The 26,589-nt window shown below is 68.1% G+C and carries 31 protein-coding genes and 1 other RNA gene; 13 read left to right on the top strand and 19 right to left on the bottom strand.

The features are described from left to right. Window positions 1-93 precede the first annotated feature (93 nt). The 4 genes from HOV77_RS02070 to HOV77_RS02055 all read right to left on the bottom strand — a co-directional run bounded on the left by HOV77_RS02070 (window position 94) and on the right by HOV77_RS02055 (window position 4,304). A complete protein-coding gene (locus HOV77_RS02070) occupies window positions 94-1,479 on the bottom strand; it encodes an RNB domain-containing ribonuclease (RefSeq protein WP_290856707.1) in 1,386 nt (461 codons plus the stop codon). A gap of 86 nt (window positions 1,480-1,565) precedes the next feature. Next, window positions 1,566-2,183 carry a hypothetical protein gene (locus HOV77_RS02065; RefSeq protein ID WP_290856705.1) on the bottom strand — a complete coding sequence of 206 codons (618 nt, stop codon included), beginning with the start codon at window positions 2,181-2,183 and terminating at the stop codon, window positions 1,566-1,568. Between the two features lie 271 nt (window positions 2,184-2,454). After that, the gene (locus HOV77_RS02060; protein ID WP_290856703.1) at window positions 2,455-3,501 is read right to left on the bottom strand and encodes a hypothetical protein; all 1,047 of its coding nucleotides are present in this window, start codon (window positions 3,499-3,501) and stop codon (window positions 2,455-2,457) included. A gap of 41 nt (window positions 3,502-3,542) precedes the next feature. Next, complete coding sequence (locus tag HOV77_RS02055) at window positions 3,543-4,304, bottom strand: sulfite exporter TauE/SafE family protein (protein ID WP_290856701.1); 762 nt, start codon at window positions 4,302-4,304, stop codon at window positions 3,543-3,545. A gap of 130 nt (window positions 4,305-4,434) precedes the next feature. Here HOV77_RS02055 and rnpB point away from each other — a divergent pair. Together rnpB and HOV77_RS02045 are read left to right on the top strand one after the other, a co-directional pair. Then, window positions 4,435-4,831, top strand: an RNA gene (rnpB, locus tag HOV77_RS02050) — RNase P RNA component class A. 610 nt (window positions 4,832-5,441) lie between these two features. Then, window positions 5,442-6,614, top strand: a complete 1,173-nt coding sequence (locus HOV77_RS02045; RefSeq protein ID WP_290856698.1) for a Fic/DOC family N-terminal domain-containing protein — start codon at window positions 5,442-5,444, stop codon at window positions 6,612-6,614. 449 nt (window positions 6,615-7,063) lie between these two features. Here the strand turns inward: HOV77_RS02045 and HOV77_RS02040 are convergent, their stop codons facing one another. Together HOV77_RS02040 and HOV77_RS02035 are read right to left on the bottom strand one after the other, a co-directional pair. Continuing rightward, a complete protein-coding gene (locus HOV77_RS02040; RefSeq protein WP_290856696.1) occupies window positions 7,064-7,441 on the bottom strand; it encodes a hypothetical protein in 378 nt (125 codons plus the stop codon). A gap of 126 nt (window positions 7,442-7,567) precedes the next feature. After that, complete coding sequence (locus HOV77_RS02035; RefSeq protein WP_290856693.1) at window positions 7,568-7,846, bottom strand: hypothetical protein; 279 nt, start codon at window positions 7,844-7,846, stop codon at window positions 7,568-7,570. Window positions 7,847-7,948: 102 nt separating this feature from the next. Between HOV77_RS02035 and HOV77_RS02030 the strand changes: the two genes are divergently transcribed. From HOV77_RS02030 to HOV77_RS02010, 5 genes are all read left to right on the top strand, one after another. Then, entirely contained in the window at window positions 7,949-8,530 is a 582-nt protein-coding gene (locus HOV77_RS02030; protein ID WP_290856691.1) for an HD domain-containing protein, read from the top strand. 8 nt (window positions 8,531-8,538) lie between these two features. Continuing rightward, a complete protein-coding gene (locus HOV77_RS02025) occupies window positions 8,539-8,694 on the top strand; it encodes a hypothetical protein (RefSeq protein ID WP_290856689.1) in 156 nt (51 codons plus the stop codon). 55 nt (window positions 8,695-8,749) lie between these two features. Further along, a complete protein-coding gene (locus HOV77_RS02020; protein WP_290856834.1) occupies window positions 8,750-9,211 on the top strand; it encodes a helix-turn-helix domain-containing protein in 462 nt (153 codons plus the stop codon). A gap of 6 nt (window positions 9,212-9,217) precedes the next feature. Next, window positions 9,218-9,409 carry a PIN domain-containing protein gene (locus HOV77_RS02015; RefSeq protein ID WP_363259472.1) on the top strand — a complete coding sequence of 64 codons (192 nt, stop codon included), beginning with the start codon at window positions 9,218-9,220 and terminating at the stop codon, window positions 9,407-9,409. A gap of 247 nt (window positions 9,410-9,656) precedes the next feature. Further along, entirely contained in the window at window positions 9,657-9,908 is a 252-nt protein-coding gene (locus HOV77_RS02010) for a hypothetical protein (protein WP_290856682.1), read from the top strand. Window position 9,909: 1 nt separating this feature from the next. Here the strand turns inward: HOV77_RS02010 and HOV77_RS02005 are convergent, their stop codons facing one another. From HOV77_RS02005 to HOV77_RS01980, 6 genes are all read right to left on the bottom strand, one after another. Continuing rightward, the gene (locus tag HOV77_RS02005; protein ID WP_290856676.1) at window positions 9,910-10,305 is read right to left on the bottom strand and encodes a DUF4259 domain-containing protein; all 396 of its coding nucleotides are present in this window, start codon (window positions 10,303-10,305) and stop codon (window positions 9,910-9,912) included. A 34-nt stretch (window positions 10,306-10,339) separates the two neighbouring features. Further along, window positions 10,340-11,593 carry an RNA polymerase sigma factor gene (locus HOV77_RS02000; protein ID WP_290856673.1) on the bottom strand — a complete coding sequence of 418 codons (1,254 nt, stop codon included), beginning with the start codon at window positions 11,591-11,593 and terminating at the stop codon, window positions 10,340-10,342. Between the two features lie 27 nt (window positions 11,594-11,620). After that, window positions 11,621-12,049, bottom strand: coding sequence for a YciI family protein (locus HOV77_RS01995; RefSeq protein ID WP_290856671.1), 429 nt, complete (start codon window positions 12,047-12,049; stop codon window positions 11,621-11,623). Window positions 12,050-12,126: 77 nt separating this feature from the next. Next, window positions 12,127-13,116: an ADP-ribosylglycohydrolase family protein gene (locus HOV77_RS01990; protein ID WP_290856669.1), complete on the bottom strand. Its 990-nt coding sequence runs from the start codon at window positions 13,114-13,116 to the stop codon at window positions 12,127-12,129. Between the two features lie 60 nt (window positions 13,117-13,176). Next, window positions 13,177-15,759, bottom strand: coding sequence for a discoidin domain-containing protein (locus tag HOV77_RS01985; protein WP_290856666.1), 2,583 nt, complete (start codon window positions 15,757-15,759; stop codon window positions 13,177-13,179). A 335-nt stretch (window positions 15,760-16,094) separates the two neighbouring features. Then, complete coding sequence (locus HOV77_RS01980) at window positions 16,095-17,006, bottom strand: LysR family transcriptional regulator (protein WP_290856664.1); 912 nt, start codon at window positions 17,004-17,006, stop codon at window positions 16,095-16,097. 74 nt (window positions 17,007-17,080) lie between these two features. Between HOV77_RS01980 and HOV77_RS01975 the strand changes: the two genes are divergently transcribed. Together HOV77_RS01975 and HOV77_RS01970 are read left to right on the top strand one after the other, a co-directional pair. Then, on the top strand, window positions 17,081-18,043 hold the full coding sequence (locus tag HOV77_RS01975) for a DMT family transporter (protein WP_290856661.1): 963 nt from the start codon (window positions 17,081-17,083) through the stop codon (window positions 18,041-18,043). Window positions 18,044-18,060: 17 nt separating this feature from the next. After that, window positions 18,061-18,600 carry a tyrosine protein phosphatase gene (locus tag HOV77_RS01970; protein WP_290856657.1) on the top strand — a complete coding sequence of 180 codons (540 nt, stop codon included), beginning with the start codon at window positions 18,061-18,063 and terminating at the stop codon, window positions 18,598-18,600. A 16-nt stretch (window positions 18,601-18,616) separates the two neighbouring features. Here HOV77_RS01970 and HOV77_RS01965 read toward each other — a convergent pair whose 3' ends face one another. From HOV77_RS01965 to HOV77_RS01950, 4 genes are read right to left on the bottom strand one after another with little or no spacing between them, the layout of a single operon-like run. Beyond that, window positions 18,617-19,195, bottom strand: coding sequence for an ATP/GTP-binding protein (locus HOV77_RS01965; protein WP_290856651.1), 579 nt, complete (start codon window positions 19,193-19,195; stop codon window positions 18,617-18,619). Then, window positions 19,176-19,565 carry a DUF742 domain-containing protein gene (locus tag HOV77_RS01960; RefSeq protein ID WP_290856649.1) on the bottom strand — a complete coding sequence of 130 codons (390 nt, stop codon included), beginning with the start codon at window positions 19,563-19,565 and terminating at the stop codon, window positions 19,176-19,178. Before HOV77_RS01960 ends, HOV77_RS01965 begins: the two co-directional genes overlap by 20 nt. Next, on the bottom strand, window positions 19,562-19,969 hold the full coding sequence (locus HOV77_RS01955) for a roadblock/LC7 domain-containing protein (protein ID WP_290856648.1): 408 nt from the start codon (window positions 19,967-19,969) through the stop codon (window positions 19,562-19,564). Before HOV77_RS01955 ends, HOV77_RS01960 begins: the two co-directional genes overlap by 4 nt. Then, window positions 19,947-22,175 (bottom strand): nitrate- and nitrite sensing domain-containing protein, encoded by a 2,229-nt coding sequence (locus HOV77_RS01950; protein ID WP_290856647.1) that lies wholly within the window; start codon window positions 22,173-22,175, stop codon window positions 19,947-19,949. The genes HOV77_RS01955 and HOV77_RS01950 overlap by 23 nt, the downstream gene beginning before the upstream one ends. A 294-nt stretch (window positions 22,176-22,469) precedes the next feature. Between HOV77_RS01950 and HOV77_RS01945 the strand changes: the two genes are divergently transcribed. Continuing rightward, a complete protein-coding gene (locus tag HOV77_RS01945; protein ID WP_290856646.1) occupies window positions 22,470-22,745 on the top strand; it encodes a hypothetical protein in 276 nt (91 codons plus the stop codon). Between the two features lie 30 nt (window positions 22,746-22,775). Continuing rightward, a complete protein-coding gene (locus HOV77_RS01940; protein ID WP_290856645.1) occupies window positions 22,776-23,069 on the top strand; it encodes a ribosomal protein L7/L12 in 294 nt (97 codons plus the stop codon). A gap of 16 nt (window positions 23,070-23,085) precedes the next feature. Here the strand turns inward: HOV77_RS01940 and HOV77_RS01935 are convergent, their stop codons facing one another. From HOV77_RS01935 to HOV77_RS01925, 3 genes are read right to left on the bottom strand one after another with little or no spacing between them, the layout of a single operon-like run. Further along, on the bottom strand, window positions 23,086-24,096 hold the full coding sequence (locus tag HOV77_RS01935; RefSeq protein WP_290856644.1) for a hypothetical protein: 1,011 nt from the start codon (window positions 24,094-24,096) through the stop codon (window positions 23,086-23,088). Beyond that, window positions 24,008-25,288 (bottom strand): low temperature requirement protein A, encoded by a 1,281-nt coding sequence (locus HOV77_RS01930; RefSeq protein ID WP_290856643.1) that lies wholly within the window; start codon window positions 25,286-25,288, stop codon window positions 24,008-24,010. Before HOV77_RS01930 ends, HOV77_RS01935 begins: the two co-directional genes overlap by 89 nt. Window positions 25,289-25,297: 9 nt before the next feature. After that, window positions 25,298-25,699: a hypothetical protein gene (locus tag HOV77_RS01925; protein WP_290856642.1), complete on the bottom strand. Its 402-nt coding sequence runs from the start codon at window positions 25,697-25,699 to the stop codon at window positions 25,298-25,300. A 104-nt stretch (window positions 25,700-25,803) separates the two neighbouring features. Between HOV77_RS01925 and HOV77_RS01920 the strand changes: the two genes are divergently transcribed. Then, the gene (locus HOV77_RS01920; protein WP_290856641.1) at window positions 25,804-25,992 is read left to right on the top strand and encodes a hypothetical protein; all 189 of its coding nucleotides are present in this window, start codon (window positions 25,804-25,806) and stop codon (window positions 25,990-25,992) included. Window positions 25,993-26,022: 30 nt separating this feature from the next. Then, complete coding sequence (locus tag HOV77_RS01915; RefSeq protein ID WP_290856639.1) at window positions 26,023-26,562, top strand: methylated-DNA--[protein]-cysteine S-methyltransferase; 540 nt, start codon at window positions 26,023-26,025, stop codon at window positions 26,560-26,562. Window positions 26,563-26,589 lie beyond the last annotated feature (27 nt).

Genomic DNA, 26,589 nt, shown 5'->3' with positions numbered 1-26,589 from the left:
GGCTCCAGCGAGACCGCTGCAGATCACGGTTACGCATGCTTCCGAGCGGTCGGGAAGCATGGGTAACCGTGATCTGCAGCGAAAGAGAGAGCGCTATACAGCAGTGAAGCGCACCAGCCGCTTGACGGGGTCGGCGTCGGTGAGCCGAGCCCGCACCCGCTCACCGGGCTTGAGGTCGCCCGAGCAGCGGGCGCGTACCGGCGGCTCGTCGAGCGCGATCTGGTCGTCGTCGACCACGGCGGCGTCGAAGACCTCGCCCACCCGATCCTTCAGCAGCAGCGCCTCGGCGAGGTCGATCGCACCCCGGTCGGCGGCGGAGGCGATCCGCCCCGTCTCCGCCATCACCTCGGGCAGCTTCGGCAGCGCCGCCCGGATCTCGTCGGGCACCGGACGGCCTTCGTAGACGGCCAGGGCCGCTTCGGTGGCGTACCGGTCGGCCAGGCGGCGCAACGGGGCCGTCACGTGCGCGTACGCCCCGGCGACGCCGCCATGGTCGGTCTGCTCCGGGCGTACGCCGTCGAACGCGGTGTATCCGGCTCCACGCAGCGTCTCAGCGGTCTGGTCGATGAACGCGGCGGCCCGGGGGTTCTTCGGGTCGAGACCGGCGAGGACCCGGCCGACGCTCACTTCGGCGGGCCACTCGATCCCGAGCCCGGCCGCTGCCGTACGCAGCTTGCTCAGCGCCTCCGGCGTCGGATATGGCATCGTTCGGAGCAGTCCGACTCCGCCGCGCAGCATCAGCTGGGCCGCCGCCATGCCGGTGAGCAGCGAGATCTGCGCGTTCCACTCCTCCACCGGCAGCGGCGGGCGCAGTTCCAGCCGCCAGCCCGACTTACTGACCACGACGTCCTGCTCGGGCATCGGCAGGTTGATCGCCCCACGCTGGAGACCCTGCTCGACGAGGAGGCGGCCGATCTCGGGCAGTAGTGCGATCGACTCCGGCAGCTTGTCCTGATCCACCTCGCGCTGCACGTTCGCGTACGCGAGCTTCGCGCGGCTGCGTACGCGAGCCCGTTCGACGTGCACGCCCTCGGTGACACCGTTCGAGTCGAGGTCGATCGTCCACACGACGGCGGCCCGTTCCTGCTCCGGCAGGAGGCTGGCCGCGCCTTCGCTGAGCACGACGGGGTGCAACGGCACATTGCCGTCGGGCAGGTAGACGGTCTGCCCCCGTTTCCACGTCTCGGCTTCCAGGGCGCCCCCGCTGGGCACCGCGCTCAGGACGTCGGCGATGGCGTACCACACCTGAAAACCGGAACCGCGGCGCCGCAGGCAGACCGCTTGATCGAGGTCCCGCGAGCCGGGCGGGTCGATCGTGACGAACTCGACGTCGGTCCGGTCGAGCGCGGGCAGCTTGGGGGCGGCGGCACTGGCCTCAGCCTCGGCCTGGGCCGCGGACGGGAACGAGTCGGGCAGATGAAGCTCCGCGCGCAGGGGGCCGAAGTCGATGGCGGAGGCGAAAACGCGTCGGGTGACCACGGCACATTCCTACCAGTGCCGTGCACCCGACGCGGGTCGAGACATGCAGCGGGCCGCCGGCCGTGCATCCGGCGGCCCGTCGGACATCAGCGCATACGCGAGGTAGTCCGCTTCGCGGTGGTCTTCTTCGCGGCCGTCTTCTTGGCCGTGGTCTTCTTCGCGGCCGGGCGCGTCGTCTTCTTCGCCGCGGTGGTCTTCTTGGCGGCCGGACGCGTGGTCTTCTTCGCGGCCGTCTTCTTGGCCGTGGTCTTCTTCGCGGCCGTCGTCTTCTTCGCAGCCGCGGTGGTCTTCTTGACGGCCGTGGTCTTCTTCGCCGCCGCGGTGGTCTTCTTCGCCGCCGCGGTGGTCTTCTTAGCAGCGGTGGTCTTCTTGGCGGCCGGACGCGTGGTCTTCTTCGCCGCCGCCTTCTTCGCGGCGGTGGTCTTCTTCGCCGCGGGACGGGTCGACTTCTTCACCGCCGCAGTCACCCGCTTCGCGGTGGTCTTCTTGGCGGCCATCGTCTTCTTCGCCGTCGTCTTCTTGGCGGCGGTCTTCTTCGCGGCCGTCGTCTTCTTCGCAGCAGCGGTGGTCTTCTTCGCCGTCGTCTTCTTCGCCGCGGCGGACTTCTTGACCGCTGCGGCGCGGCCGGCCGGCGCCTTGGCCGCCGTCTTCTTGGCGGTGGTCTTCTTCGCCGCCGGTCGGGTGGCCTTCTTAGCTTCGGCCATCGTCTCCTCCTCACGGATGTGTCCGACAGGCCCTTCGCCCGCTGCGGACGTTTGTGCAACCTCGGCACTTTTGCCGCTGTTGCTCAACGTCACTATGCATCGCAATTCGGCCATGTGTGTGTATTTCAGCGAAAAATCGGAGAATTCTTTTCTCCGGCGATGTTGGACGGACGGCCGAATGGCGACTCGCACCATTCGGCGTACGCGGTGAAAAGCGCTGCGGCAGCGCGGAATCAGCGTTCGGCCGTCGACAAGGGAGGCCGGGCGCGCATCACCCGACGAGGGTGGCTTCGGCCGCGATCGGCTCGTCGCGACGCGCCGCCGGAACGTCACGCGGGCGGGTGAGCAGGGCCAGACTCAGCCCGGCGAGACCACAAAGTGCGACGACGCCGGCCCACAACTCCACTGTCCAGCCGATTCCGACGCTCACCTCGACGCCGATGAGCTGCCCACTCCAAATCGCGAGCGGAGCGAGCGCACCCAGCACGAGCCAGCGGTCCCAGGGCCATGGCACGAAGGCGAGCGCTGCGTCGGCCACCACCGCACCGGCGATCGCGCCCACGATCGGGGCCGGATAGGCGAATTCGGTGAACGCCGCGCCGCCGATCGACACTGTGGCGGTCACCGCGGTGAGCACGCCGAGCGGCGCGCGATCCAGGAATCGCCGCAGCAGCAGGATCGCCACGAGAATCGCCGCGGTATTCGCCAGATATCCGCCGAAGCCCAGCACCGCGCTGCCCTCGTTCGGCCCGTTGGGCACGTAGAGCTGCGACGCCCGCGGCCACTGGAAGACCTCCAGATAGCTCAGGAAGAACGCGCCGGCCCCGGCCACCGACGCCGTCGAAAGCGCAATCGCCACGACGCCCGGCCACCGTCCGGTGAAGTCGCGCGCCGCGGCCACCGCAGGCGAGGAGAACAACAGCATCCCGCCCACGAGCAACACCAGGTGCGTGGGGCTCAACAGCGCGTCCACGCCCGTCTCGACACCGAAAAGCGTGTGCCACAGCATGTCGCCCGCACCGCCGGCGGCGAAGACCGCCACCCCCACGATCCCCGACTTGTACGCCTTAGGCAGTGCACTCCACCAGGCGAGCGGGCCGGCGCTGCGGCCCCCGAGGCGTACGCCGAGCAGGACGAGCCACCCGGCGGTCAGAAGGAAACCGGAGTAGAGGACGGCGTGCCACGGCGTGAAGAAGGTCTCCAGCCCCGGCCGATTGGCGTGCGCCCACCCGTCGAGGTGCAACCCGCCGATGGCGACGAGGCTCAGCGCGGCCGCGATCAGATGGTCGCGATCGGAGACCGAAGTAGACATTGGCACCGCCCTTCTCCTTCGACGATGGTAGATCGCTTCGGCTGTGTTCAGAAGGCGCGGACGAACAGGATTCCCGCGATTACGACGGCGTACGCGACGATGCCGGCCCGCAGGATCCGCTGCGGAATCCGCCGGGCGATCCGCGCGCCCGCGTACCCGCCCGCAATCGTCGCCGGGGCGAGCAGTGCGACCGCAGACCACTGGACATCCGCGAAGACGGCGAAGTACGCGATCGTCACGAGCCCCTCGGCGGCGGAGACCACGTTCTTCATCGCGGTGATCTGCCTGAGCGAACCGTCGACGAGCAGCCCAAGCACCGCCACCAGCATCACACCGAGCGCGGCTCCGAAGTACCCGCCGTACACACAGCCCAGCCCGACCAGACCGTGCAGCGCGACCGCCCGTTTACGCGTACTCATCTGATGGGGATGACCCACCACTGCCTTGAGCCGATCCTGGAAGGCGAGCACCGCGGCGGCCGCGAGCACCAGGAACGGAACCACCCGCTCGAACGCCTCCGCCGACGTGACCAGCAGTAGCGCGCAGCCGGTGGCCGTGCCGAGCGCGATCGTGGGCAACAACCGCAGCAACGTACGCCGCTCGTCGCCGACGTCGCGCCAACTCCCCGCGACGCTCGCGAGATACCCCGGGCAGACCGCCACCGAATTCGTGACGTTCGCGATTTTCGGCGGCAAACCGGTCGCGATCAGCGCCGGAAAACTGATGAGCGAACCCCCGCCGGCGGCGGCGTTCACCGCACCCGCGCCGAACCCGGCCGCGAGCAACACCACCACATGCTGTGCCTGCACCTGCGCCTCCCCAGGCCCCGCCTTTCCGCGCGATCATGAACTTACCGTCGTGATCGACCGGTGTGTCGTGTCCATGGGTCCCTGATCGACTCCGGGCGAACCTGATCAGTATCCTTGTCACTACGACGGACGAGTCGGCCGGGCGGTCGCGTCATCACTGCGGGCCCGCGGTGATGCCGAGGAACGTCCGGACTCCAAAGGGCAGGGTGGTTGTTAACGGCAACCCGGGGCGACCCGCGGGAAAGTGCCACAGAAAACAGACCGCCCGACTCCATCGGAGATCGGGTAAGGGTGAAACGGTGGGGTAAGAGCCCACCAGCACCCCGGGTGACCGGGGTGGCTCGGTAAACCCCACCCGGAGCAAGGCCAAGAGGGACCCACGGGTCCTGCGCAGGCGTTCGAGGGCTGCCCGCCCAAGCCTGCGGGTAGGCCGCTGGAGCGCATCGGCAACGGTGCGCCGAGATGGATGGCCGCCGCGCCCTCTCCGGAGGGCGGCACAAAATCCGGCGTACAGGCCGACTCGTCCGTCGCCTTCCTGATCAAGCCGGTTCCCTGCGTTCTGAGATGGGCGTATTCACGGCGTTCTTGGTTCTCGTTGGTTGTCGTTGGTCGCCGTTTCGCGGCCCGATGACGGCCCAGACGGCCCAGAGACGGCCCGACACAGAGCCAAAGATTTGATGGTGCCCGGCATGAGGACCGCAAGGCGGACAAACTCCTCTACCCGCTACAGCCCAGGCGATCATCGGCCAGTTGTGGCATCTGGTGACAACGGAGGGCTGGTCGTCTGGGCCCAGGGATTGCGAAGCATGAAGGAAGAGACTAGTTTCGCGCGCGCGCACCGGGTATACGCTCCGTTGCCTTCGGTGCACAGCATGGCTTCGCCACAACGGAGCGTATACCCGGCGCGAAATCGACTTATATCGATAAATCGTAGAGCTGGGCTGTTAGGCGACGCGAGATAACTGGTCGTAGTTTTCGCAGGGTTGACGACGGGCGTTATGAGATCCGGACCGGTTTAAATCTCGTCGGCAGATTTAAACCGGCTCGCTTCCTAGTTTCATTTGCGAGCAGGCTTCTGCGTTCTGGTTTAGATCTGCGGACCAGATTTAAAGTTTACGGGATGATAGTTTAGAAGCCGTGGATATTGGTGCCTTCAGCAAGACGCCGGTCGGCAGGCTTGTCCGCATTACCGGTACGGACGGCAGGTTTGGCGAAGATTTCGACCATTTCGCGTTCATACCCGACCCGTTGCCAGACCTGCTCGACCTAAACCAGGAGACATACAAGCTGGTAGCTGAGGCTTCCGCCGCGATCGCTCGCCTTGATCAAGCGGCCTTCCGGCTGCCTAACCCGTACCTGCTGGTTCGCCCCGCGATCCGCCGCGAGGCAGTGAGCACGTCAGCGCTTGAAGGAACCTACGCGGCACTGGATGAAGTTCTAGAAGCGGACTTCGCCGGAACGAGCACCGTCGGCGCGGCAGTGGCAGAGGTTCGAAACTACGTCAGAACGGCCGAGACTGCATTTGAGTGGATCCAGACCTACCCGATCACCGTGGCCATGCTGGAGAGCCTTCAAAAGATTCTCATCGCTGGGACACCCGGTGATGGGCCGGATGCCGGCCACCTCCGGACCAAACAGGTCTTCATCGGCAGTAGCGGCCGAAGGGTTTCTGACGCGCGGTTCGTTCCCCCACCGCCCGGCGATCAACTACGCAGCGGGGTTGACGCCTGGATTGACTGGATCAACCGTGATAACTCCATCCCTCTTGTGGTCAAGATGGCACTTGGTCACTATCAGTTCGAATCCCTTCACCCGTTCAACGACGGTAACGGACGCCTCGGTCGCCTGGTCTGTGTGCTTCAGCTCGCACGGGCGGGAGAGATGCGGCTTCCGGTACTCAACTTGTCTCCGTGGCTAGAACGGGAACGTGAGGCGTACCAGAACCACCTACTCCAATGCAGCATCACGGGTCGCTTCGACGACTGGATCCAGTTCTTCTGCGAAGCCGTACGAGTCCAGGCCACCACAGCCGTGCAGAAGATTGATCGTCTTCATGACTGGCGAGACCAAGCCCTAGCCACATTGCGAGAGGCAAAGGTGCGGGGCGTAGCCGAAAAGATCACCGAAGACCTGATCGGTTATCCGATGCTGTCCGTTACGGACGCGGCGAAACGCTACGAAGTCACCTACGTCGCGGTCAACCAGGTGATTCCAAAACTTGTGAAGCTTGGCCTCATCGTGGAATGGACCGGAAAGAAGTACGGCCGCTTATTTGTCGCCCGCGAAGTCATGGAGATTTACCAGGCGTAAACCTCGCCTTGACAAGCGTAGCCATCCCGTCGCCGTCGACCCACACTCCGTGGTCCCGGGTTCTGCCCTCCTGGTCAAGGTGGAGCTCCACACTTGCAGAACGACCTTGACCAGGAGGGCAGGTTCCGGGTCGGCTCTGCCTGGGTCGGTGGTGACGGGATTGCCGCCCATCCTGTTGTCGGGGGATTCGCGCCGCAGGCCCTGCTCTTAGTCCGTCGCGCCGTCGCGGGGCTATCACCGCCGCCGGGCGGGCCAGGGCCCCCAGGCCCTGGTCCCGTCCCGGCGAAGCGGCGGGCCTTGGCCCGGCCCCTTTGGCGACGGCGCGTGCGGCCCGTCAGGGCCGCCTTGAAGACGTAAAGAAAGTTCTCACCAGGACTCTCCGCCCTATCTTGTGCCAGCTACCAGCAGATGCTTGAGGGGTGCGGAACTCCACGGCCCGACCTCCGAGCTCAGCTCGTGACGCGGCCCTCTGGCGTTTCTACGACGAAGCAGGCCGTAGACAGAATCTCCAGAAGGCTGGTCCGAACCAGATTGAGTTGGTCGCCAGACAAGGCGAGGTCCACACGGTAGTCACGCGGAAACCGCAGCTTCACCGCTGCCTCGCGGTTCAACTCCAGCGACAGTACTCGACCAATGAGGGTCCAGGCGTTCACCGCCCCAGTGGCTACGTCACCAGAGCTGTTAATCACCTCTTCCACGTCATTCCACCTGCCGTCGTAGCGGACACGGATCATCACGACGTGCAACCCACCTGCGGACAGGATCAGGGCAGAGCTGTCGTCAGTCTTGCGAACGTCGGCCCGGTCGACGCTGGGCAGGCTATGCATGGCGGCGACCGTAGCAACGCGTCCCGCGGGCTAGCGAGCAGATTCCCTTGCGGAAACCATCACCTGGGACGGGCACGTCAGGCGATTCCGTCCGCGTGACCGTTGGCGGGGGCCTAGTTGACTTGGCTATTCGTAGCCAGTCGCCGCGACAAGGGCTTCGGCGAACTGCTTCCAAGAGGGGATCGCCGGGTAGCTCTGTCCAAGGTTGCCGTAGAGCTGCGGCTGTGCATCGATGCAGCGGGCCAGAGCGCCGAGGAACGTTGCCAGGTCTGTGTTCTCCCAGGCATTCGGGTGCGCTCGGAGGTCAGCCTCCATGAGCGCGACGATCTTCGCTGCGTCGGCATTCGAGCCGACTTGTTGGAGTTGGTCTTCGGGAACATCGGCAAATCGGCTGTAGGCATCCACGCCGACATTGTCCCGGGTCGCCACGGAAGGACGACTTGGGACGACTTGGGCTCCGTAGCCGTCCGTAGCGGGAGTTCTGGCAGCGTGTATAGGCTCCCGCACGTGCCTGAACTGGTCGAATTGGCGTCGGGACATGCCGCGCAGGAGTTGGCGGCCTCCTTACCTAGGCGTTGGCAAGATGTACAGGGCGTAGCGGCAAAAGCCCGCGAGATCGCCCGGGTGGTCCCAGAGAAGGTCCGCGACTTGCTCATCGCCGCTGCCTGGCTACATGACATCGGGTACGCGCCGAACATCGCGCACACCGGCTTTCATTCCCTGGATGGTGCTCGGTGGCTCCTCCAACAGGGCCAGTCTCCCCGCCTCGCTGCGCTGGTTGCGTACCACTCCTGTGCCCTCTTCGAGGCGGAGGAGCGGGGGTTGGCTGGGGCTCTGGTCGCGGAGTTCGAGCAGGAGCACTCCATCACTGCCGATGCGCTGTGGTACGCCGATATGACCACTACGCCCGACGGCACCCCGATTGAGGTGACTACGCGGCTGGATGAGATCGGCGAGCGCTACGGCCCCGAACGCCTCGTTACCCGTTTCTGGGTGAGGGCTCGACCGACGCTGCTAGCCGCGATCGACCGCGTGGAGCGAGTCGCTCAGCCGATCGCGGGCGGGCAAGCATGGCGGGCATCCGCTTAGATGGTCACATGGCCGAGGAGACGATCTGGGTCGTGTGGCGGCAGGACGACAACGGGAATCGGTACGAGGTCGCCCGTCACGCTTCGCGCGAGGCAGCTGACGCGCAAGCGGCCGAACTGGAGTCACGGGGCCACAAGCAGGTCTACTGGGTGGCGAAGCAGTGACATAACCTATGGAGAACCTTTCGTTTCTTTCGAATTGGCGTACGCTAGCGGCGTGATGATCGCCGTACCTGATCTCACCGTCCTTCCGCCTACTGAACCGCTCGACGAGCTGCTCGACATGCTTCGCCGGCTCGGCTCCGGCCGGTCGGCGGAGCTCGTGGGACCGGACGGTGCGAGACTTCGGCTCCCAACCCCGGTGTACGAGGTCCTCCGCGAAGTGGTCCAGGCGATGGCTCGCGGTCAGGCTGTCACGATCGCACCCCACAATCAGCGCCTGACGACCCAGGAAGCGGCCGACTTGCTGGGGGTATCCCGCCCCACGCTCGTCAAGATGCTCGATGAGGGACTCATCCCGTTTGAACAGCCGGGGCGCCACCGTCGCGTCCGGCTCCGCGATGTCCTCGCCTTCCAAGAGAACCGACGTTCAGCTCGTGAGGCAGCACTGGACGAGCTGATCGAAGCTTCCGAGGAAGCTGACGGCTATCGCAAGTCCGCAGGCCCCACGCGGACCCGGTGATCGACGATGACACTCTCGGTCCTCCTCGACACGTGCGTCCTCTTTCCCATGTACCTACGCGACAGTCTGCTCAGACTCGCTGCCGCCGATTTGTATCGACCACATTGGTCTCCTCAGATCCTCGACGAGCTTCATCGCGTTCTTGTCCGCGAAGGTGCCACATCCGCACCGGTCACGAGCCACTCATCTCCTCGATGACCTGCGATGAAACGGATCGCCACGTACGCGCGGCAGCGGTCAAGGTAGGCGCGGCTGAGTCCTGACTGCGCAAGCTGAGCGCTACAAGCGCGAGCCTACGACTCTGCACGGCCTGCTCATTGCGCTAGAGAACGCCGGTACGACGAACTTTGCGGACGAAGTTCGACGGCTGGTCTCATGACGATGTTTCGCCCTGGTGGTGTCGTGAGGGGCCGCTGACGACATCAGGAGGGTGAAAGATAGCCCCATGGCCGTGGGGATGACGCCGGGCGAGGCGGTGGGAGCGTTGCGGCGCGGGGTTCCGATCCAGCAGGTGGTCGCGTCGGGTTCGTGGGTCGGGATCGAGGCCGTCGGCGAGATCTTCGAGATCCGCTTGTACGCCGAGAGCACGCCCGACGGCGTAGTCCTCGCCGAGAGCGCCGACGCGGTCGAGGCGTTGGTGAGCGCCGAGCGCCTCGGTGGAGCGTCCCGGACCGGCTGGTCGGCCGTAGAAGTGTGAGTTAGCCGGCGAGGGCGGTGCGGAGTTCGCGTACGACGTCGACGGCTTCGTCGCCGTTGCCGTCCCAGAGCTCGCGCCATTCCGACTCGTCGCCGACGATCCGGTCCAGGGCGCGTACGGCGAGGTCGCGGAGTGATTCGGGGAAGTCGAGCTCCTCGTCGTCGGCGAACATCTCCGGGGCGTACGCCTCCATGCCGGGCAGTTGGGAGGCGACGACGGCGGCGGCCGCCACTGCTTCGGCGGCTTCCGGGTATTCGAGGTAGTCGTCCCAGTCGACGACAGCCGTCAGGGTCTCGGCGATGATGTCCGACCATTCGGCGGGGTCGGCTTCGAAGAGGTCTTCCAGCCAGTCGGAGGCGTCGTCGTTGTCGTACGGTCCGGCGTCCCAGGTTCCCATGAGCGCGAGTATGGCACTGCTGTTCGCGTACCGGTCAAGGTAGGGAGCGGGCTCGCTCAAGCAGCAGGACGCGCTCGGACTCGTTGCGGGTCAGCGAAGCGGCGCGGTCGAACTCGGCGCGGGCTTCGGCGGTGCGGCCGAGTTTGGCCAGGAGGTCGCCGCGCACACTCGGCAGCAGGTGGTACGCCGAGAGCGCCGGGTCGTCGGCGAGCGCGTCGACCAGCTTGAGCGCGGCTTCCGGCCCGCTGGCCATGCCGACGGCGACCGCCCGGTTGAGCTCGATCACCGGGGAGGGGGTCAGTTCGCCGAGCAGTTCGTAGAGGCGCACCATCTGCGCCCAGTCGGTGTCTTCGGCGGTCACTGCGCGGGCGTGGCAGGCGGCGATGGCGGCTTGCAGCGTGTACGGGCCGACTGGCTCGCCGATCGAGAAGGCGCGGTCGAGGGCGGCGAGACCGCGGCGGATCAGGATGCGGTCCCAGAGGACCCGGTTCTGGTCGAGCAGCAGCACGGGACGGCCGTCGCGGCCGACGCGGGCGCGTAGCCGGGAGGCTTGGATCTCCATCAACGCGACCAGGCCGTGCACCTCAGGTTCGCGCGGGACGAGTTCGGCCAGGATGCGGCCGAGACGCAGCGCCTCCTCGCACAGTGTCGGGCGGATCCAGCTCTCCCCCGCAGTTGCGGCGTAGCCCTCGTTGAAGATGGCGTACACGACTTCGAGGACTGAGGGCAGGCGGTCGCTCAGCTCGGCGCCACCGGGCGTCTCGAACGGGATCTGCTTCTGCGCCAGCGTCTTCTTCGCCCGGGTGATGCGCTGCGCCACGGTCGTCTCCGGAACCAGGTACGCCCGCGCGATCTCCTCCGTGGTGAGCCCGCCCAGCAGTCGCAGGGTCAGGGCCACCCGAGCCTCCGGGGACAGCACCGGATGGCAGGCGGTGAAGACCAGGCTGAGCAGGTTGTCGCCGATGTCGTCGTCGAGCGCGGCGTCGACTTCGGCCTCGAACGACTCCTCGTGGTCGTCGAGATCGCGGCCCAACTCGGCGACCTTGCGGGTCAGCGTCTCCTGCCGCCGCAGATAGTCGACCGCGCGGCGCTTGGCGATGAGCATGAGCCAGGCGCCCGGGTTATCCGGTACGCCTGACTCAGGCCATTGTTCGAGCGCGGCGACCATCGCATCTTGAGCGAGTTCCTCGGCCAGCCCGACGTCGCGGACGACTCGGGCAAGCCCGGCGATGATCCGGGCGGACTCGATCCGCCAGACGGCGTCCACTGCCCGATGCGCTGCCGACACCGCCCTATCAGAGCAGCCGGGCCGCCGTCACTGCAAGCCGCTACGTTGCCGCGCGTCCTGAGCTTGGAGCTCCGGGTCGATCTGCCCCTCGAATTCCTCGTTCTCGAAGACCTGCCGGATCTCGATCTCCGCGACCTGATCGTCGGAGGTGCCCTGCGAGGCGGGCATCCGCTTGACCCATTCGATGGCCTCGTCCATCGACTTGACCTGCCACAGCCAGAAGCCCGCGATCAGCTCCTTGGCCTCGGCGAACGGGCCGTCGACGACGGTGGCCTTGCCGGCCTTGAAGGTCACCCGCGCACCTTTGACGCTGGGGTGCAATCCTTCGCCGGCGAGCATCACCCCAGCCTTGATCAGTTCCTCGTTGTACTTGACCATGGCGCCGACGACCTCGTCACCGGGCAGTACGCCTGCCTCGGCGTTCTCGTCGGACTTGATGATCACCATTACTCGCATCTCGAAACTCCTCACTTGAGAACGTCACCCATACGTCGAACGAGCGAAGCGGCAGACGACACCTGGCGGCAGAACGATCAGTCCCAGGTGCGGCCGATCCGCTCCAGGTCGGCGGCGTACTCGATGCGGCGGACCCAATCCGCAGGCCAGGCGGCCAGCCCGTACGCCGCTCCAGCGAACGCACCGGCGAGCGACGCGATCGAGTCGGAGTCTCCGGAGGTCATCGCCCCGCGACGGAGGGCCGCGACCGGGTCGTCGGCGTACAGGAGGAAGCAGAGCAGGCCGGTGGCGAGCGCTTCTTCGGCGATCCAGCCTTCCCCGGTCGCGAGGCACGGGTCGGAGACGCGATCGCCGATCGACAACGCGGCGTCCAACCGGTCGACGACGGCGGCGCATTCGTCCCAGCCGCGCGCGATGAACTCCTCGGGCGTCGTCTCACCGGGCCGCTGCCAGAGGTCGCCCAGCCAGTCGTGGTGGTAGACGCGGCGCTGGTCGGCGCAGCGCTGCCGCAACCTGGCCGGGAGGTCGGGCGGAGCGAGGCCGTCGCGCAGCCAATGCACGGCGAAAGCCGTCAGGTCGCTGGCCGCCAGCGCGGTCGGGTGTCCGTGCGTCAGGGCCGCCTGCAACTGCGCCATCCCGGCCCGGTCCGCGTCGGCCACGCCGGGCACCAGGCCGACCGGCGCAACCCGCATGTTCGCGCCACAGCCCTTGGAACCGGCCTCGGTCGCGGCGATCCACGGCCGTCCGTCGGCCAGCCGCTCGATCGCGCGCAGACAGGTCATGCCGGGGGCGCGGTTGTTCTCCGGGCTCACCGCCCAGTCCATGAAACGCTTGCGCCACAACGGTTCCAGGGTCGCAGCGTCGAGGACCTCGGCCTCCAGCAGTGCCTCGGCCACGGCCAGGGTCATCTGCGTATCGTCCGTGACCAGGGCCGGCTCGCCGTCCGGCTCGGCCGGACCCCCTGGCCCGAATCGCGCGCTGATCTCCGCGTACCGCATGAATTCCGTGGGCTTGCCCAGCGCATCGCCGAGGGCAAGCCCGAACATCGCGCCACTCGCTCTTCGCATTTTCAGGAGGGTACGCCGCGCGGACTGGGCGGGTCCGCGCGGCGCGTGGGAGCGGCCTCGTCAGGGGAAGCTGACGACGTTCACCGGGACGGTGGCCGTGCCCTGGGCGGGTCCGCCCGTGGAGTTGATTACGTGCGCGATCGTGCCGTTACCGCCGAGCGAGACGGTGAGCAGGTCGTGGAACTTCACATTGGCGTTCACGGGGACCTCGAAGCCGTGATCGGCGACGATGGTGGGGTCGACGTTGAAGTAGCAGTAACTGCCGAGTCCCCAGCCCTCGTGCGAGGTGACGGTGTCGGCCACCTTGTACGCCGCATAACCACCGGCTCGCCAGGCGGCCTGGTTCGGCGGGTCGTACGGCATCTCGTTCTGGAAGAAGATGGTCTTGCCGCCGTTGCCGTTCCAGATCACCTCGTACTTCTGGTAGTGCTCGACGAACAAGCCCAAGGCCGTGACGTTGTTGCCGTTCACGATGAGGCCGGTGTCGGCGGTGTTCACCGTCCAGCCGACGCCCGTGCCGTGGTCGGCGCGCCAGGCCCAGATGTGGTCGATGAGCGTGTTGTTGCTGTTGACGATGAGGCTGGTCGTCGCCTTCCCCGCGCCGGCGCCGCCGATCCGGAAGAACACGTCGTTGATCGAGGTCGGGTTCGCCGCGTGGCTCGCCGACGACCCGGCCGGTCCGATCTGGAGCAGGACCGGCGAGTTCACCGCGCCCGCGTCGAAGAGCAGACCGGCGATCTTCACGCCGTCCACGTCGGCCACGGTCATCGGGGTCACGCCGTTGTCGGGGATGAGGGTGGCGTACCCGAGACCGAGGACGACGGTGTCGGCCCGCGTGACGTTGATCGTCTGGTTGAGGTGGTAGACGCCGGGCGTGAAGAGCAGGTTGAGCCCCTGCGCCAGCGCCTGGTTCAAGGTGGCCGCCGAGTCGGTGGGCTGGGCGACGTAGAACTGGGTCAACGGGATCGAGGTGCCCGGCGTCGACCCGTTCGCCCAGGTCGTCCCGGACGCGTTGGTCCGCAGCGACGGCACGAACACCCGGTACGCCCCGGTCCCGTCGACGTAGAGGTACGGCTTCTCCCGGCTCACCGGAGTGGTGGCCAGCGTCGTGTAGGGCGGGTTCGGGAAGGCCTGGGCGGGCGCGCCCTGGACTCCGGAGAACACCATGTTCCATACGCCGTTGCCCCAGCTGCCGATCTGGCTGTCCCGGGTGTACCACTGCTGCTGCGAGTAGGGGCCGACCTGGCCGCTGACCCGCGAGTCGGCGATGTAGCCGCCGCTCGCCCAGCCGTAGCCGTTGGGCGCGAGGTTCAGGTCGCCGTGCACGTCGATCCGCCGGAACGGAGCGGCCTGCGAGACGGCCCACCGGGTGAACCCGGCCGACGGGTAGATCGAGAAGTTCTCGGCCGACCGCCAGAAGTTCTGGGTGGCGTTGCCGTTGAACCAGCCCGCGTCGACCGTGACGTCACCGTTGATGCGTACGTCACCTGGGTTCTGCCCCAGACCGGCGATCGAGGTGTAGAACCCGATCTGCGCGTTGAACCCGCTGTACGTGCCCGGCTTGAACAGCAGTGCGTACCGCTGGGAGCCGAACTGGTTGGACTCCATCTGCGCGAAGATCGCGTCGACCTGGCTCTGGATCGTCGCACCCGACATGCTCGGGTCGAAGACCTTGACGTTCGAGCCCAGCGGGCCGCCGCCGGGCAACTGCGGGCCGGTCGGCGACGGCGTCGGGCTCGTCGGAGTCGGGCTGGCCGTGGTGCGCGTACGGATGACGAACTCCCAGAATGAATACCCGTAGCCGGTGGCCCGGGCGGTGCCGTAGAGGCGTACGTAGCGGCCGGTTCCGTTGACCGTCAGCGTCTGCGTGCCACCGGTACCGGTCGTGGTGCTGTAGATGCTCGTCCAGGTCGATCCGGTGTCGGAAACCTGGATCTGGAAACCGGTCGCGTACGCCGCCTCCCACTGCAGGACGACCTGGCAGACCGTCTGAACGCTGCCGAGGTCCACCTGGATCCACTGCGGATCGCTGAACGCGCTCGACCAACGGGTCCCGGTGTTGCCGTCGACGGCGTAGGTGGCCGCCGTTCCGGCGCTCTCGGCCGACGATGCGGTCGCGGGCCGGTTGAGCCCGGCGTTCGCGGTGCCGCAACTGGTTCCGCCGGTGGAGCCGTAGACCTGGAACTCCCACAACGAATACCCGTACGCAGTCGCCCGTGCGGTGCCGTACATCCGGACGTAGCGGCCGGTGCCGTTCACCGTGAGCGTCTGAGTGCCGCCGGTGCTGGTGGTGGTGCTGTAAACGGTCGTCCACGTGGTGGCGTCGGCCGAAACCTGAAGCTGGAACGCGGTCGCGTACGCCGCCTCCCACTGCAGGACGACTTGGCTGACTGCGGCGGTGGCGCCCAGGTCCACCTGGATCCACTGCGGATCGCTGAACGCGCTGGACCATCGGGTCCCGGTGTTCCCGTCGACCGCGTTCGCGGCCGGAGTTCCGGCGTTCTCGGTGGACGAGGCGGTGACGGGCTTGCCTTGGGAGAGCAGCGGGTCGGCCGCCTTGGCCGATCCGGTGAGCACGACGGCGAAGCAGGTCGCGAGCAGAGCTGTCGCGACCGCCACCGCTGTGGCGTGCAGACGTCTCATGACATCTCCAGGGGGACGGAGTCGGGAACGGGGGTTGGAGAGCGCTCTCTGGAGAGAGGTTTCATCCCGACTACCGTCGATGTCAAGACCTTGTTTCCGGACGGTTTCCATGCGACAACGCCTGGCCAGCCATTTTGCTGTCGGCGGCAACGAATTCGCGATGTGCCAACGTTTCGCCGGCTGAGAAAACGCTCCCCCGGCGCGCTCCCTGCGCCCCGCCCGTTCCCCGCAGCGCGCCGGTTAGCTGCAGATCACGGTTACGCATGCTTCCGACCGCCCCGGAAGCATGCGTAACCGTGATCTGCAGCCCCAAGCGGGGCAGCCCCAAGGGGGCGCTAGAGGGCAGCGGCGAGCGCCCGCATCCGAGCGGAGGCGAGCTCGATGACGACCCGGCTGGCGGCGGACAGCTGAGCGTCCGGCCGGTGCACGATCGCGAAGGTCTCGTAGAGCCGCGGCCGCAGCGGCGTCCACCCCAGCCCGGGTGGCAGGCGATCCGCCAGCCGATGCAGTACGCCACGCCAGATCACGGTGTCGGCGAGCCCGGTCGCTGCCACTTCCAGCGCGGTCTCCACGTCCTCGACCTCGACCCGGGGCCGTAGCGTACGCCCAGCGGACTGCACGCTGTGGACGAGCGCGCGGCGAGTGGAGTCCTCGTCGCGCCAGCTGACGTCGGGCAGCACGAGCGGCGCAGCCGCGAGGGCGGCCGGAGTCACCGGGCGTACCAGGCGATCCGGGTGTGCACTGAGGTAGACGAGTTCGTCGCGCATCACGGGGTTGACGGCGAGCCCCTCCTCCTCGACGGGCAGTGCGATCAACCCCGCTTCCAGTGCGCCCTTGCGGAGCAGGTCACGCAGTTCGGCCGAGTTCTGCCCGACCAGCTCCAGGCGTACGCCCGGATGCCGGCGCAGCACGTCGCCGACCAGGTCCGCCCCGAGGTAGAAGCGGGAGGTCTTGAAGATGCCGAAGCGGACGGTGCCCGTGAGCACCTGGCGTACGTCGGCGACCGCCCGGCCCGCTTCTTCGACCGCGGCCAACGCCGCCGCCGCGTGCGGCACCAACGCCCGGGCCGCCTCGGTCGGCACCAGCCCGCGCCCGACCCGGCGGAACAACTGGGCGTCGACGTGCTGTTCCAGCAACCGGACCTGCTCCGAGACCGACGGCTGGGCGTACCCGAGCGCGGTCGCGGCGGCGGTGAACGAGCCGTGCTCGACCGCGGCGAGGAAGCACCGCAGCTGGTGCAGCGTCATCAAGGCGTTTCCTTGGGGTCCCGGAGGAAAAACAGGCTACCTCGATAGCTCGATCCGGCCTACCGTCTCCAGTCATGACCACGGAAGTGGCCCCAACCCGGGAGCTGGCCGATCGGCGCGCCTCGACTCCTCGCCATCGGCCGGCGCCCGGACTGGGCGCACTGTTGTGCCTGGTCTCGGCGACCGGCTTCGGGCTCTCCGCGGTCTTCGCCAAGCAGTCCTATGCCGCCGGGATCAGCGTCCCGGCGATGCTCGCTGGCCGTTTCGCCGTCGCCGCCGCCGTCTTGTGGGTCGTAGTGGCCTTCCGTCGGCCGGCCTTTCCGACTCTCCGCACGCTGCTCACGTGCATCGGCCTCGGGGGCATCGGGTACGCCTCCCAGGCGTTGCTCTACTTCGGCGCGCTCTCCTGGATCGACGCGTCGCTGACCGGACTGCTGCTGTACTTGTACCCGGCGTTGGTGACCGGGCTGGCCGTCCTGCTGCGCCGGGAGAGCCCGGATCGCCGCCGGTACGCCGCTCTCCTTTGCTCGGCCGTCGGCCTGGTGCTGATCCTGGGCTCCGGCGGAGCGATCGGTTCGGCTGCCGGGATCGGCGTCGCACTCGCGCTCGGCGCTGCCGCGGCGTACGCGTTGTATCTGACGGTGGCCGCCGGAGTGCCCACGGAGCTGGACGTCTTCCTGCTCTCCGCGATCGTCTGCACTTCGGCGTGCGTGACGATGACCATCGCCGGGTACGCGACGGGCTCGATGGCCGCACCGGGCGACGTGACCGGCTGGGGCTGGGTCGTGCTCCTCGCGATCTTCTCCACAGTGGTCCCGATCGCGACCCTTCTGGCGGGCATCCGGCTGGTGGGAGCCTCCACCGCGTCGATCCTGTCGTGTGCGGAACCCGCGGTCACCGTCGCGTCCACCGCCCTCGTCTACGGTGAGCGCCTTACGCCGGGGCAGCTCGTCGGCGGGGTGATCGTGCTGGCCGCGGTGCTGGTGTTGCAGGTGCCGATCCGACGGGGCGGATCCCGCAATCGCCACGCCGAATGAGGTCATAAGATTCGCCCATGGCCGGACCGTTTCTCGTGGACTGGCCGGTCTCGGGACGACTGGCGATGATGTCTCGTCCGGCCGGCGGCGACGCACTGGTACGCACGCTGCACGGGTTGCGCCGCAAGGGGGTCGACGCGCTGATCTGCGCGCTCACCGAGGGCGAGCGTGACCTGCTGGGGCTGGCCGCCGAACCCGAGGCCGCCCGGGACGCGGGGTTGGCGTACATCGACTTCCCGATCGCCGACTTCTCCGTGCCAGACCTCGACGACCTCGCCGAACTGGCTGCGAAACTGGCGGTGCGGCTGCGGTCGGGCGACTACGTCGTCGCGCATTGCCGGGGCGGGATCGGCCGCTCCGGGATGGTCGTGGCGGCCGCCCTGATCGCCCTGGGTGCGACGGCCGAGCAAGCCATGGAGCTCGTTTCGGAGGCGCGCGGCGTCCCCGCACCCGAGACCGAAGAGCAACGCGCTTTGCTACGCCGCCTCGCCGATCTTTTGGCACCAGATCAGGGTTCTGGGGCGAATCTTGGGTCAAGATTCGACCCACATCCGTGATCCGGCACGCAAGCCGTTAGGCGGCGACGGCGCGCAGCGTCAGCAGGTGCTCCAGCAATGTCACGAGGACTTCCTTCACCGAGTCGCGTTTCCGCGCGTCGCAGTGCCGCACCGGTACGCCGGGATCGAGGTTGAGCGCGGCTTTCACCTCGTCGGTGGCGTACACCCGGGTGCCGTCGAAGCAGTTGACCGCCACGATGAACGGCACACCCATGCGCTCGAAGTAGTCGATCGAGGTGAACGAGTCCTCCAGCCGCCGGGTGTCGGCGACGACGACCGCTCCGATCGCGCCTTCGACTAGTTCGTCCCAGATGAACAGAAAGCGGTCCTGGCCCGGCGTACCGAACAGGTAGAGCATCAGTTCCTGGCTGATGCGGATGCGGCCGAAGTCCAGCGCCACCGTCGTGGTGGTCTTCGCCTCCACCCCGGAGACGTCGTCCACCCCGAGGCTCGCGTCGGTGAGCACTTCTTCGGTGAAGAAGGGCTGGATCTCGCTGACCGAGCCGACCAGCGTGGTCTTGCCGACGCCGAACCCGCCCGCGACGACGATCTTGTACGCCGTCGGCAGTACGAGGTCAGAGTGCCCGTAATCCATGGATGACCGCCTTGAACGTCTCTTCACTGGGCCTGGCGACCGGGCCTGTCGGGCTCCGGCGGATCAAGTCTCGCGTGGCGAGCTGCGCGAGCAGCGCCCGCACCACGCCGACCGGCAGGTTCATCCGAGCAGACAAGTCCACAACGGACAATGGCTCCTGGCAGAGCTGGAGGATGCGGGCCGAGGCCGTGCCGAGCGCGGCGTCGCCGGGCGCCGGTGCCCGGCTGGCCATCACCACCGCGATGAGGTCGAACTCCTCGGTCGCGGCCACCGTCGTGCCCGCCGCGAGGGCGTACGGGCGGACGACCGGACCGGCGTCGTCGTCCAGCCAGTGCTGATGGTCCGGCTGGAGGGGGTCCGAGGCGGTCACTCGACGGCGGCCGGGGTACGGGGGTTCGTGGAGAGGTAGTCGCCGACGCGGGTCACGAGCATCGCCATCTCGTACGCCGTGAGCCCCATGTCGGCGGAGTCGTCGGTGATGACCGCCAGACAGGCCCCGGCGCCCCCGGAACTCACGAAGAGGAAGCCGGCCGCCATCTCCATCACCGCCTGGCGTACGACGCCTTTGCCGAACCGGCGGCTCGCGCCGCGGGCCAGCCCGAACATGCTCGCCGAGACGGCCGCCAGGTGTTCGGCGTCCTCCCGGGCGGTGCCGGACGCGGCTGCCATCACCAATCCGTCGGCGGACAGCACTACGGCCATCTCGGCTCCGGGCAGGCGACTGACCAGGTCGTCGACCAGCCAGCCGAGTTCAGCGGTCGGTCGCTGCGTCATTGAACTCCCCTTCCACGGGCTTTCCTTCGACGGGCTTCGCTTCCACAGGTGCTTCGACGGCTTCCGCCCGGCCGCGTTGCGTACCGCGCTGGAAGGCGCTCATGAGGTCCCGGATGTCGCGCGCTTGCGGCTCCGACGGCGGACTGGGCCGTTGCCGCACCGGCAGCCCCGACGGCGTACGCGCGGTGACCACCCGGACCGGTGGCTCGGTCCGCACCGCGAGCGCGACCGGGGACGACGAGTTCCGGGTGCGGATCTCCGGCACGGACGGGAGCGCGATCGCCGCTTCCAGCGCGGTCAACTCCGACGCGGGCGGACGGCCGGAGATGAGCTTCTCCGGGATCAGGACGATCGCCGTGATCCCGCCGTACGGCGAGCGCCGCAGCTGCACTTCGATCTCGTGACGGTGGGCCAACCGGCCGACCACGAACAGGCCCAGCCGGGCGGTGCTCGTCAGCTTGAACTCCGGCGGCTCGCGGAGCAGCTCGTTCGCCTCTTCGAGGGCGGCCTCGTTCATGCCGAGCCCGCGGTCCTCGACCTCCAGCACATGTCCGGTGCCGACCCGGGCGCCGCGGACGTGGACCGTGGTGTCCGGCGGCGAGAACGACAACGCGTTCTCGACCAGCTCGGCGAGCAGGTGGATGACGTCGCCGACGGCTCGACCGGCCAGTTCGGCGGCGTCACCGGGCTGGATGACCACCCGGTGATAGCCCTCGACCTCCGCGCACGAGGCCCGCAGGATGTCCGCGATCGGGACCGGCCGCCGCCAGCCTCGGCCGGCCGCCGAGCCCGACAGCACCAGGAGGTTCTCGGCGTTGCGCCGCATCCGGGTGGCGAGGTGGTCGACCCGGAACAGCTCCTCGAGGTCGGTCGGATCGGTGACCCGGCATTCCATCTCGTCCAGCAGCCGCAATTGGCTGTGGATGAGCGCCTGATTCCGCCGGGCCAGGCTCACGAACACATCGCGTACGCTCCGCCGCAGCTCGGCCTGTTCGACGGCGACCCGGACAGCGGTCTCCTGCGCCTGGGTGAACGCCTGGCCCACTTGCCCGATCTCGTCGGTGCCGAACGCCAACGGGGGCGCCTCCGCTGCAACGTCCACCTCCTCGCCAGCAGCCAGCCGCCGCACCAGGCTCGGGAGGCGTACCGTCGCCAGCTCGTCGGCGGCGTCGCGGAGCCGGCGGAGCTGGTGCACGATCGCCCGGGCCGTGGTGATGGAGAGGATGATCGAGGCGAGCACGGCGATGAGGCCGAGCCCGGCGGCGAGGATGAGCCGGACGACGATCATCACCGCCGGCCCGGTGGCCTGGTCGATCGTGGCATCGGCGAGGTCGAGGTCGAGCTGGGCGAGCGAGGCCAGCGCCGGGTCGAGCGCGCCTCGCCAAGCGGCCGCGGTGACCGGAGCGACACCGGGGCCTTGCAGGACGATCTGGTCCTCGAGCGCCTGGAACCGGCCGAGATCCTGGCCTTCCAGCACCGGCCGGTAGATGGCCGCGTCCTGGGGCAACCCGGCGACGCCGACCGACCGGGTATATCGCTGCGCGCCGACGATCCGGGCGAACTCCGCCGCCTCGGCCGGGCTGAACCGACCGGCCGCGACGACACCCGAGATCAGAGCGTCCTCTTGGGACAGTAGTTCGCGTCCCCGCGACAACGTCAGCAGGTACGACAGCCGACTGTTGATGTCGCGGTCGGAGAAGATCGCGATCGTCTCGAAGATCTCATACCCGGTACGCACGACGTCGGTGTAGTAGGCGGTCACGGCCGACCGATCCCGCCGTCCGGCGTCCACATCGGATCTCTCGGTGGCCAGCTCGGCCAGCTGCCCGTCGAGCTCGCCGACGCGGGCGGCGGTGGTGTCCGACTGCGCCCAGCGGGCGGCCGTCTCGCGTACGGAGGCCCGGAAGGTGGTCACCGCCTCGTCGGTGTGCTGTCGGGCGGTCTCGAGGGAGGCCCGGGCGGCTCCGGTCGCCGCGCCGTCACCGGCTTCCACCAGTGCCAGGTAGACGGCCGACTGCCGGCGTTCCTCCTGAACCGATTCGACCAGCGCGTTCGTCGGGCGGCCGACCTCGGAGTCCAGCGTACGGATCCAGAGGAGGGTGAGGCCGTCCCGGACCGTCACGAACGCCGCGAACGCCCAGAGGGCGGCGAGCGAGGCCAGCAGGAAGGCGATCTTCGCCCGCAGGCGCGAAGTGCGAGAGCTCATCCGTCGTGTTCCCACCATCGTCAGGGGTACGGGAGCCGCCACTATCTGTGACGGCCCGACGGGATGCCACTAGACATCGATATGCGGTTCGCCCATCGCACCCGTTGTGCGACATCCCGGACGACTACTCGCCGATAAGCCACCCCGGCGGTCGCCCGGATGTACGGAGGCCGGTACCTAGCCGACCGGATGCCCCAACTTCCGTACAGAACCTGAGGTCAGGAGCGCCCTCGGGGGCCTACCTTGAGATCACCGCGCGGAGCCAAGAGGTAAAAGCGGAGGTAAGGAGTCACGATGTCCCAGTTCGCCGACGCCATCGCCCGCCTGACCATCGACAAGGACTTCGCCCGGGCCACCCGTCTCCAGCCGGACCGGGTCGCGAGTCTCTACCGGTTGACCGCCGACGAGGCCGAGAAACTCCGCCAGCTGGCCGACGCCGCGATCGCCGACCGGGCTGCCGCCCTGCGCGCCTTGCTGGCCGCGGCACCCGACGACGAGCCGACTCTCACCGACGCTCCGGCCATCGGCGTACCGGCCGGCATGCCGACGCTCCTGACAACCAAGCTCTGACGTCTGGCCGCGGCCTTGTAGGGTCGCAACGTGGATCTCGACCTGCCGACGATCGCCCTCCTGCTGGGAGTGGCGATCGTCGCGTTCCTCCTCGGCCGGGCCTCGAAGTCCCGCCGCCCCGACGATCTCGTCTCGGGCCAGCTGGCGGCCCGGTCACCGAACGTCGTTTCGTCGCCGTCCGCGGGCCGGCCGCCGGCTCCCGAGGTGGTCGCGCAAGCGGCCCAGCTCAAGTCGCGGGGCCAGATCATTCACGCGGTCAAACTTGTACGCGAACAGACCGGACTGAGTCTGAAGGAAGCCAAGGACATCGTCGATCGGCTGTAGCCGCCTTGGTAAGGCGCTACGACCAGGCGAGCGCGAATCGGGCGGAACCGGCGGCGGCGTACCCCGCGACGGCCTGAGTCAGGCGTCCAGCCGACTGGTTCGCGCCCGTCTTCGTGGCGGCGTCGGCGGCGGAGAGCCCGAAGCGTGCCTCGTACGCACCACTGCCCGCCTGGAAGATGACGGAGATCCGGACGCTGCCTGCGTACTGGGTCGCGCTGAGGTAGCTCACCCGCATTCCCTTGGCCATCGCGGCGTCCCATTGGGTCTGGTACTCGGCCCGGGTCAGCCACGACTTCGCCAGCCAGGAGCCGGCGTCCTCCTTGACGTAGATCGCCGTCCACTGAGGAGTGTCGTTGGGCGCGACGACCGAGATGCTGACGGGGTGGTAGCCCTCCTTGGTGAGCGCGTCGAGCTTCGCCTGGTGCGTACTCTGTGAGACGCCGTGGTAGGCGATCCAGGCGGGGCCGGCCGCCTTGCGCCAGATCGCGGCGTACCGGAGTTGACCGCCCACGAGGTAGCTGTTCACGTCGGCCAGCCGATAGCCCTGCGCCTTGAACTGGTCGAACGCCGTCTGGTACGCCGACGCCGTGAGGTTGCTCCGCGACTGCCAGGCGACCCCGTCGCTCGGCCGGAAGAGCGCGTTGACGAAGGTCTGCGAGCCGACCTCGTAGCCGTCGAAGTGCACCAGCCGGTATTTGGCCGCGACGATGCGATCGAACTCCGCCTGCCACTTCGCCACCGGCACACCGAGGCGCACAAGCTGCGGCTGCCCGGCCGGAATCGGGGCCGAGGTCGCCCCGTTGACCACCGCGCCGGTGGTCGGCGGGATCGCGGACGCGCTCGCGGCCGGGGTGGATTGCGCGTCGCCCGCGCCGGACGGCTGGACGTCGGTCACCCCGGCGCCGCTGCCCACCAGGCCGGGCCGGCCGTCGGTGAACTCAGGCTCCTTCTTTGACCCGCACCCCGTCGTCAGTACCGACGTCGTCAGCACCAACGCCGTCATCGCCACCGGCAGCCATCGCCGCATCTGCGCCTCCCCAGGTCACTGGGGCGTCCGCCCCGTCGATGATCTTAGGGTGACCCAGTCGATGAACGATGATCGCCTCCGCGACCAGGAGAACGAGCCAGGCTCCGGCGACTGCGGCGACGGTCAGCACCGGCGACTCGGTGAACAGCCCCAGGCCCAAGGCAGTCACGCCGATCAGCGACTTCAGCCCGATCATGACGGCGTGCGTACGCCGGCTGACGCCGAAGTCGAGCCCGATGCCGGAGGAGATCAGCAGGAACCCGGCGATGATGGCGACCTGGGCGAAGGCGAACAGCGGCAGCGTGCCGTGGTGGTGGTGAGCCGCCATCTCGGCCGCCAGCTCCACGCCGATCCCGGTCGCCGCGATCGAGACGTAGATGATCAGGTGGCCGTACCCGTAGAGGAACGACCGCACCTGGGCGTTACGGCCACCGGCCAGGGCCCGGTCGATCGCCGCCTCGTCGAACGCTCCGAAGTAGACCCACCAGATGCCGCACGCGATGACGAATCCGCTGACGGCGACGGTCACCGCGCCGGGGCTCCATGCGCCCTCGGTGATCCCGGCGACCGTGCTCCACACCGCCTCACCCAGCACGACCAGGGTGAACAGCCCGAACCGCTCCGGCATGTGGGAGACCTGGACGGGCGGGTTCTTCATCCGCGCGTACGCCAACGGCCCGGAGACGGTCGCGTTGACGACGAGCGCCACGACCCAGAGGGCGTACCGCGCCGGCCCGCTGACCAGTAGCGAAGCACCCCAGAGGAGAGCACCCGAGGCGGAGCCGATCACATACCAGCGGCACAACTCCGCAGCTCGCGGAACCGACCGCCCCATGATCGCGTACAAGCCGGTCAAGAAGAGCAGGAGCAGCGCGAAGATGGCGGCGAACCGCGCGGAGTCGAACCCGGGCTGGATCGTGACCGCGAGTACGGCGGCCCCGAGCGCCGCGATCAGCTGAGCCGCGCGATGCCACGGGCCGTCGTCGTCGAAGAGATCGGCGAAGTACGAGAAGCTGATCCACAGCCACCAGACGGCGACGAAGAGCCCGGCGTAGGCGACCACCCCGCCGAGTGAGTGGTCGTGGTGCAGCAGCTGGCCGAGCCGCGCGACCGCGACCACGAACACGAGATCGCAGAAGAGTTCGAGCCAGGTGGCTCGGCGCAACGGCTCCCAGTCGTGGATTCCACTCATGCGCCGAGACTAGGCCACGCCGACGGCCGCCTTCACCTTGGCGATCATGGCGGTCTCGGTCTCCTGCACGCCACCCTTCGCCTGGGCGACCTGATCGCAGGCGGCGACCACGACATCCTGGTACGCCTGAACATCCTGCGGCGCCTTGGCCTGCAGAATCTGCACCGCCTGCTGCAACTGGCCGAGCACGGTGGACTCGACCTCGGCCGCGCCACCCTTGGGCACCGAGGGCATGCCCCCGCCCTTGAACAGATCCCGCAGCTCGGCCGGGGCCGCCGCCAGCGCCTTCGCACCCGCCATGCTCTCGGAGAACATCGCGAAGAAGCCCGGATCGGCCTGGGAGACGAGCATCATCGCCCCGAATCCGGCGTCTCGCAGCGTCTTGCGTTCCTCGTCGGTGTAGTCGGTCATGCCCCGATCCTGCCCGACATTCCGGCTTCCCGGCGGGTGTTCCTCCTTCCCGGCTGCTCGCGGCTTTCCAGCGAGCGCTTGCCGCGCATGCGAGCATGAAAGGCATGGAGAGCTCCGAACCGTGGTTCTACTGCCTGAAACACCGGCGGCCCGAGCACGGCCGGCAGGAGGCTGAGCAGTATCTGCTCGGCCCGTTCCCGGACGAGGCGACCGCCGCCCGCGCGCTGGACATCATCCGTGAACGCGAAGCTCACAAGGAGGCCGAGGATCGGGCCTGGTCCGGCGACGACTGACTGTCATACCTCGGCGGTATTTTCGGCGACGTGGAGTTCGCCTGGCTTTCCGTGCCCACACCGCTGGTCCCCCTGACCGTGGCGGCCACCGACGACGGGCTGGCCTGCGTCTCCTTCGACGGCAGCGGAGCCACCGTCCGGTCTCTTGCTCGGCATGGGGGCGTACGCCCCGCTTCGGCGTCTGACGTGCTCGCTTCGGCGTCTGACGTGCTCGTCGGCGCGGCCGGGCAACAGATCGCCGAATGGGCTTCCGGTCGGCGTCAGGTCTTCGACCTACCCATCGACTGGTCGCTGACCTCTGGGCCGCAGGAGCGCGTCCTGCGTACGCTCTATGAGACCGTTCCCTTCGGGACGACGATCACCTACGGCGAACTCGCCGCCCGGTCCGGCCTGCCGGACGGCAGTGCGCGGCTGGTCGGCCAGATCATGGGCAGCAATCCCATCCCGGTCGTCGTTCCCTGTCATCGCGTGCTCGCCTCTGACGGGCTCGGCGGGTATGGACCTGGGATCGAGCTCAAGCGGCGGATTCTGGTTCTGGAGGGTGTTCTGCAGCCTTCCCTTTTCGACTAACTCTCCGGGATACCCAAAATCGCACCG

It is taken from the genome of Hamadaea sp. (assembly GCF_013362815.1).
In the GTDB taxonomy this organism is placed as follows: domain Bacteria; phylum Actinomycetota; class Actinomycetes; order Mycobacteriales; family Micromonosporaceae; genus Hamadaea.
This window is presented reverse-complemented; position numbering and strand designations above follow the sequence as displayed.

Bases quoted from the DNA above. Each gene is read 5' to 3' on its own strand.
- HOV77_RS02065 (WP_290856705.1), bottom strand. From the start codon at position 2,183: ATGGCCGAAGCTAAGAAGGCCACCCGACCGGCGGCGAAGAAGACCACC.
- HOV77_RS02040 (WP_290856696.1), bottom strand. From the start codon at position 7,441: ATGCATAGCCTGCCCAGCGTCGACCGGGCCGACGTTCGCAAGACTGAC.
- HOV77_RS02025 (WP_290856689.1), top strand. From the start codon at position 8,539: ATGGCCGAGGAGACGATCTGGGTCGTGTGGCGGCAGGACGACAACGGG.
- HOV77_RS02020 (WP_290856834.1), top strand. From the start codon at position 8,750: ATGATCGCCGTACCTGATCTCACCGTCCTTCCGCCTACTGAACCGCTC.
- HOV77_RS02015 (WP_363259472.1), top strand. From the start codon at position 9,218: ATGACACTCTCGGTCCTCCTCGACACGTGCGTCCTCTTTCCCATGTAC.
- HOV77_RS02010 (WP_290856682.1), top strand. From the start codon at position 9,657: ATGGCCGTGGGGATGACGCCGGGCGAGGCGGTGGGAGCGTTGCGGCGC.
- HOV77_RS02005 (WP_290856676.1), bottom strand. From the start codon at position 10,305: ATGGGAACCTGGGACGCCGGACCGTACGACAACGACGACGCCTCCGAC.
- HOV77_RS01995 (WP_290856671.1), bottom strand. From the start codon at position 12,049: ATGCGAGTAATGGTGATCATCAAGTCCGACGAGAACGCCGAGGCAGGC.
- HOV77_RS01990 (WP_290856669.1), bottom strand. From the start codon at position 13,116: ATGCGAAGAGCGAGTGGCGCGATGTTCGGGCTTGCCCTCGGCGATGCG.
- HOV77_RS01985 (WP_290856666.1), bottom strand. From the start codon at position 15,759: ATGAGACGTCTGCACGCCACAGCGGTGGCGGTCGCGACAGCTCTGCTC.
- HOV77_RS01980 (WP_290856664.1), bottom strand. From the start codon at position 17,006: ATGACGCTGCACCAGCTGCGGTGCTTCCTCGCCGCGGTCGAGCACGGC.
- HOV77_RS01975 (WP_290856661.1), top strand. From the start codon at position 17,081: ATGACCACGGAAGTGGCCCCAACCCGGGAGCTGGCCGATCGGCGCGCC.
- HOV77_RS01970 (WP_290856657.1), top strand. From the start codon at position 18,061: ATGGCCGGACCGTTTCTCGTGGACTGGCCGGTCTCGGGACGACTGGCG.
- HOV77_RS01965 (WP_290856651.1), bottom strand. From the start codon at position 19,195: ATGGATTACGGGCACTCTGACCTCGTACTGCCGACGGCGTACAAGATC.
- HOV77_RS01955 (WP_290856648.1), bottom strand. From the start codon at position 19,969: ATGACGCAGCGACCGACCGCTGAACTCGGCTGGCTGGTCGACGACCTG.
- HOV77_RS01950 (WP_290856647.1), bottom strand. From the start codon at position 22,175: ATGAGCTCTCGCACTTCGCGCCTGCGGGCGAAGATCGCCTTCCTGCTG.
- HOV77_RS01945 (WP_290856646.1), top strand. From the start codon at position 22,470: ATGTCCCAGTTCGCCGACGCCATCGCCCGCCTGACCATCGACAAGGAC.
- HOV77_RS01935 (WP_290856644.1), bottom strand. From the start codon at position 24,096: ATGCGGCGATGGCTGCCGGTGGCGATGACGGCGTTGGTGCTGACGACG.
- HOV77_RS01930 (WP_290856643.1), bottom strand. From the start codon at position 25,288: ATGAGTGGAATCCACGACTGGGAGCCGTTGCGCCGAGCCACCTGGCTC.
- HOV77_RS01925 (WP_290856642.1), bottom strand. From the start codon at position 25,699: ATGACCGACTACACCGACGAGGAACGCAAGACGCTGCGAGACGCCGGA.
- HOV77_RS01920 (WP_290856641.1), top strand. From the start codon at position 25,804: ATGGAGAGCTCCGAACCGTGGTTCTACTGCCTGAAACACCGGCGGCCC.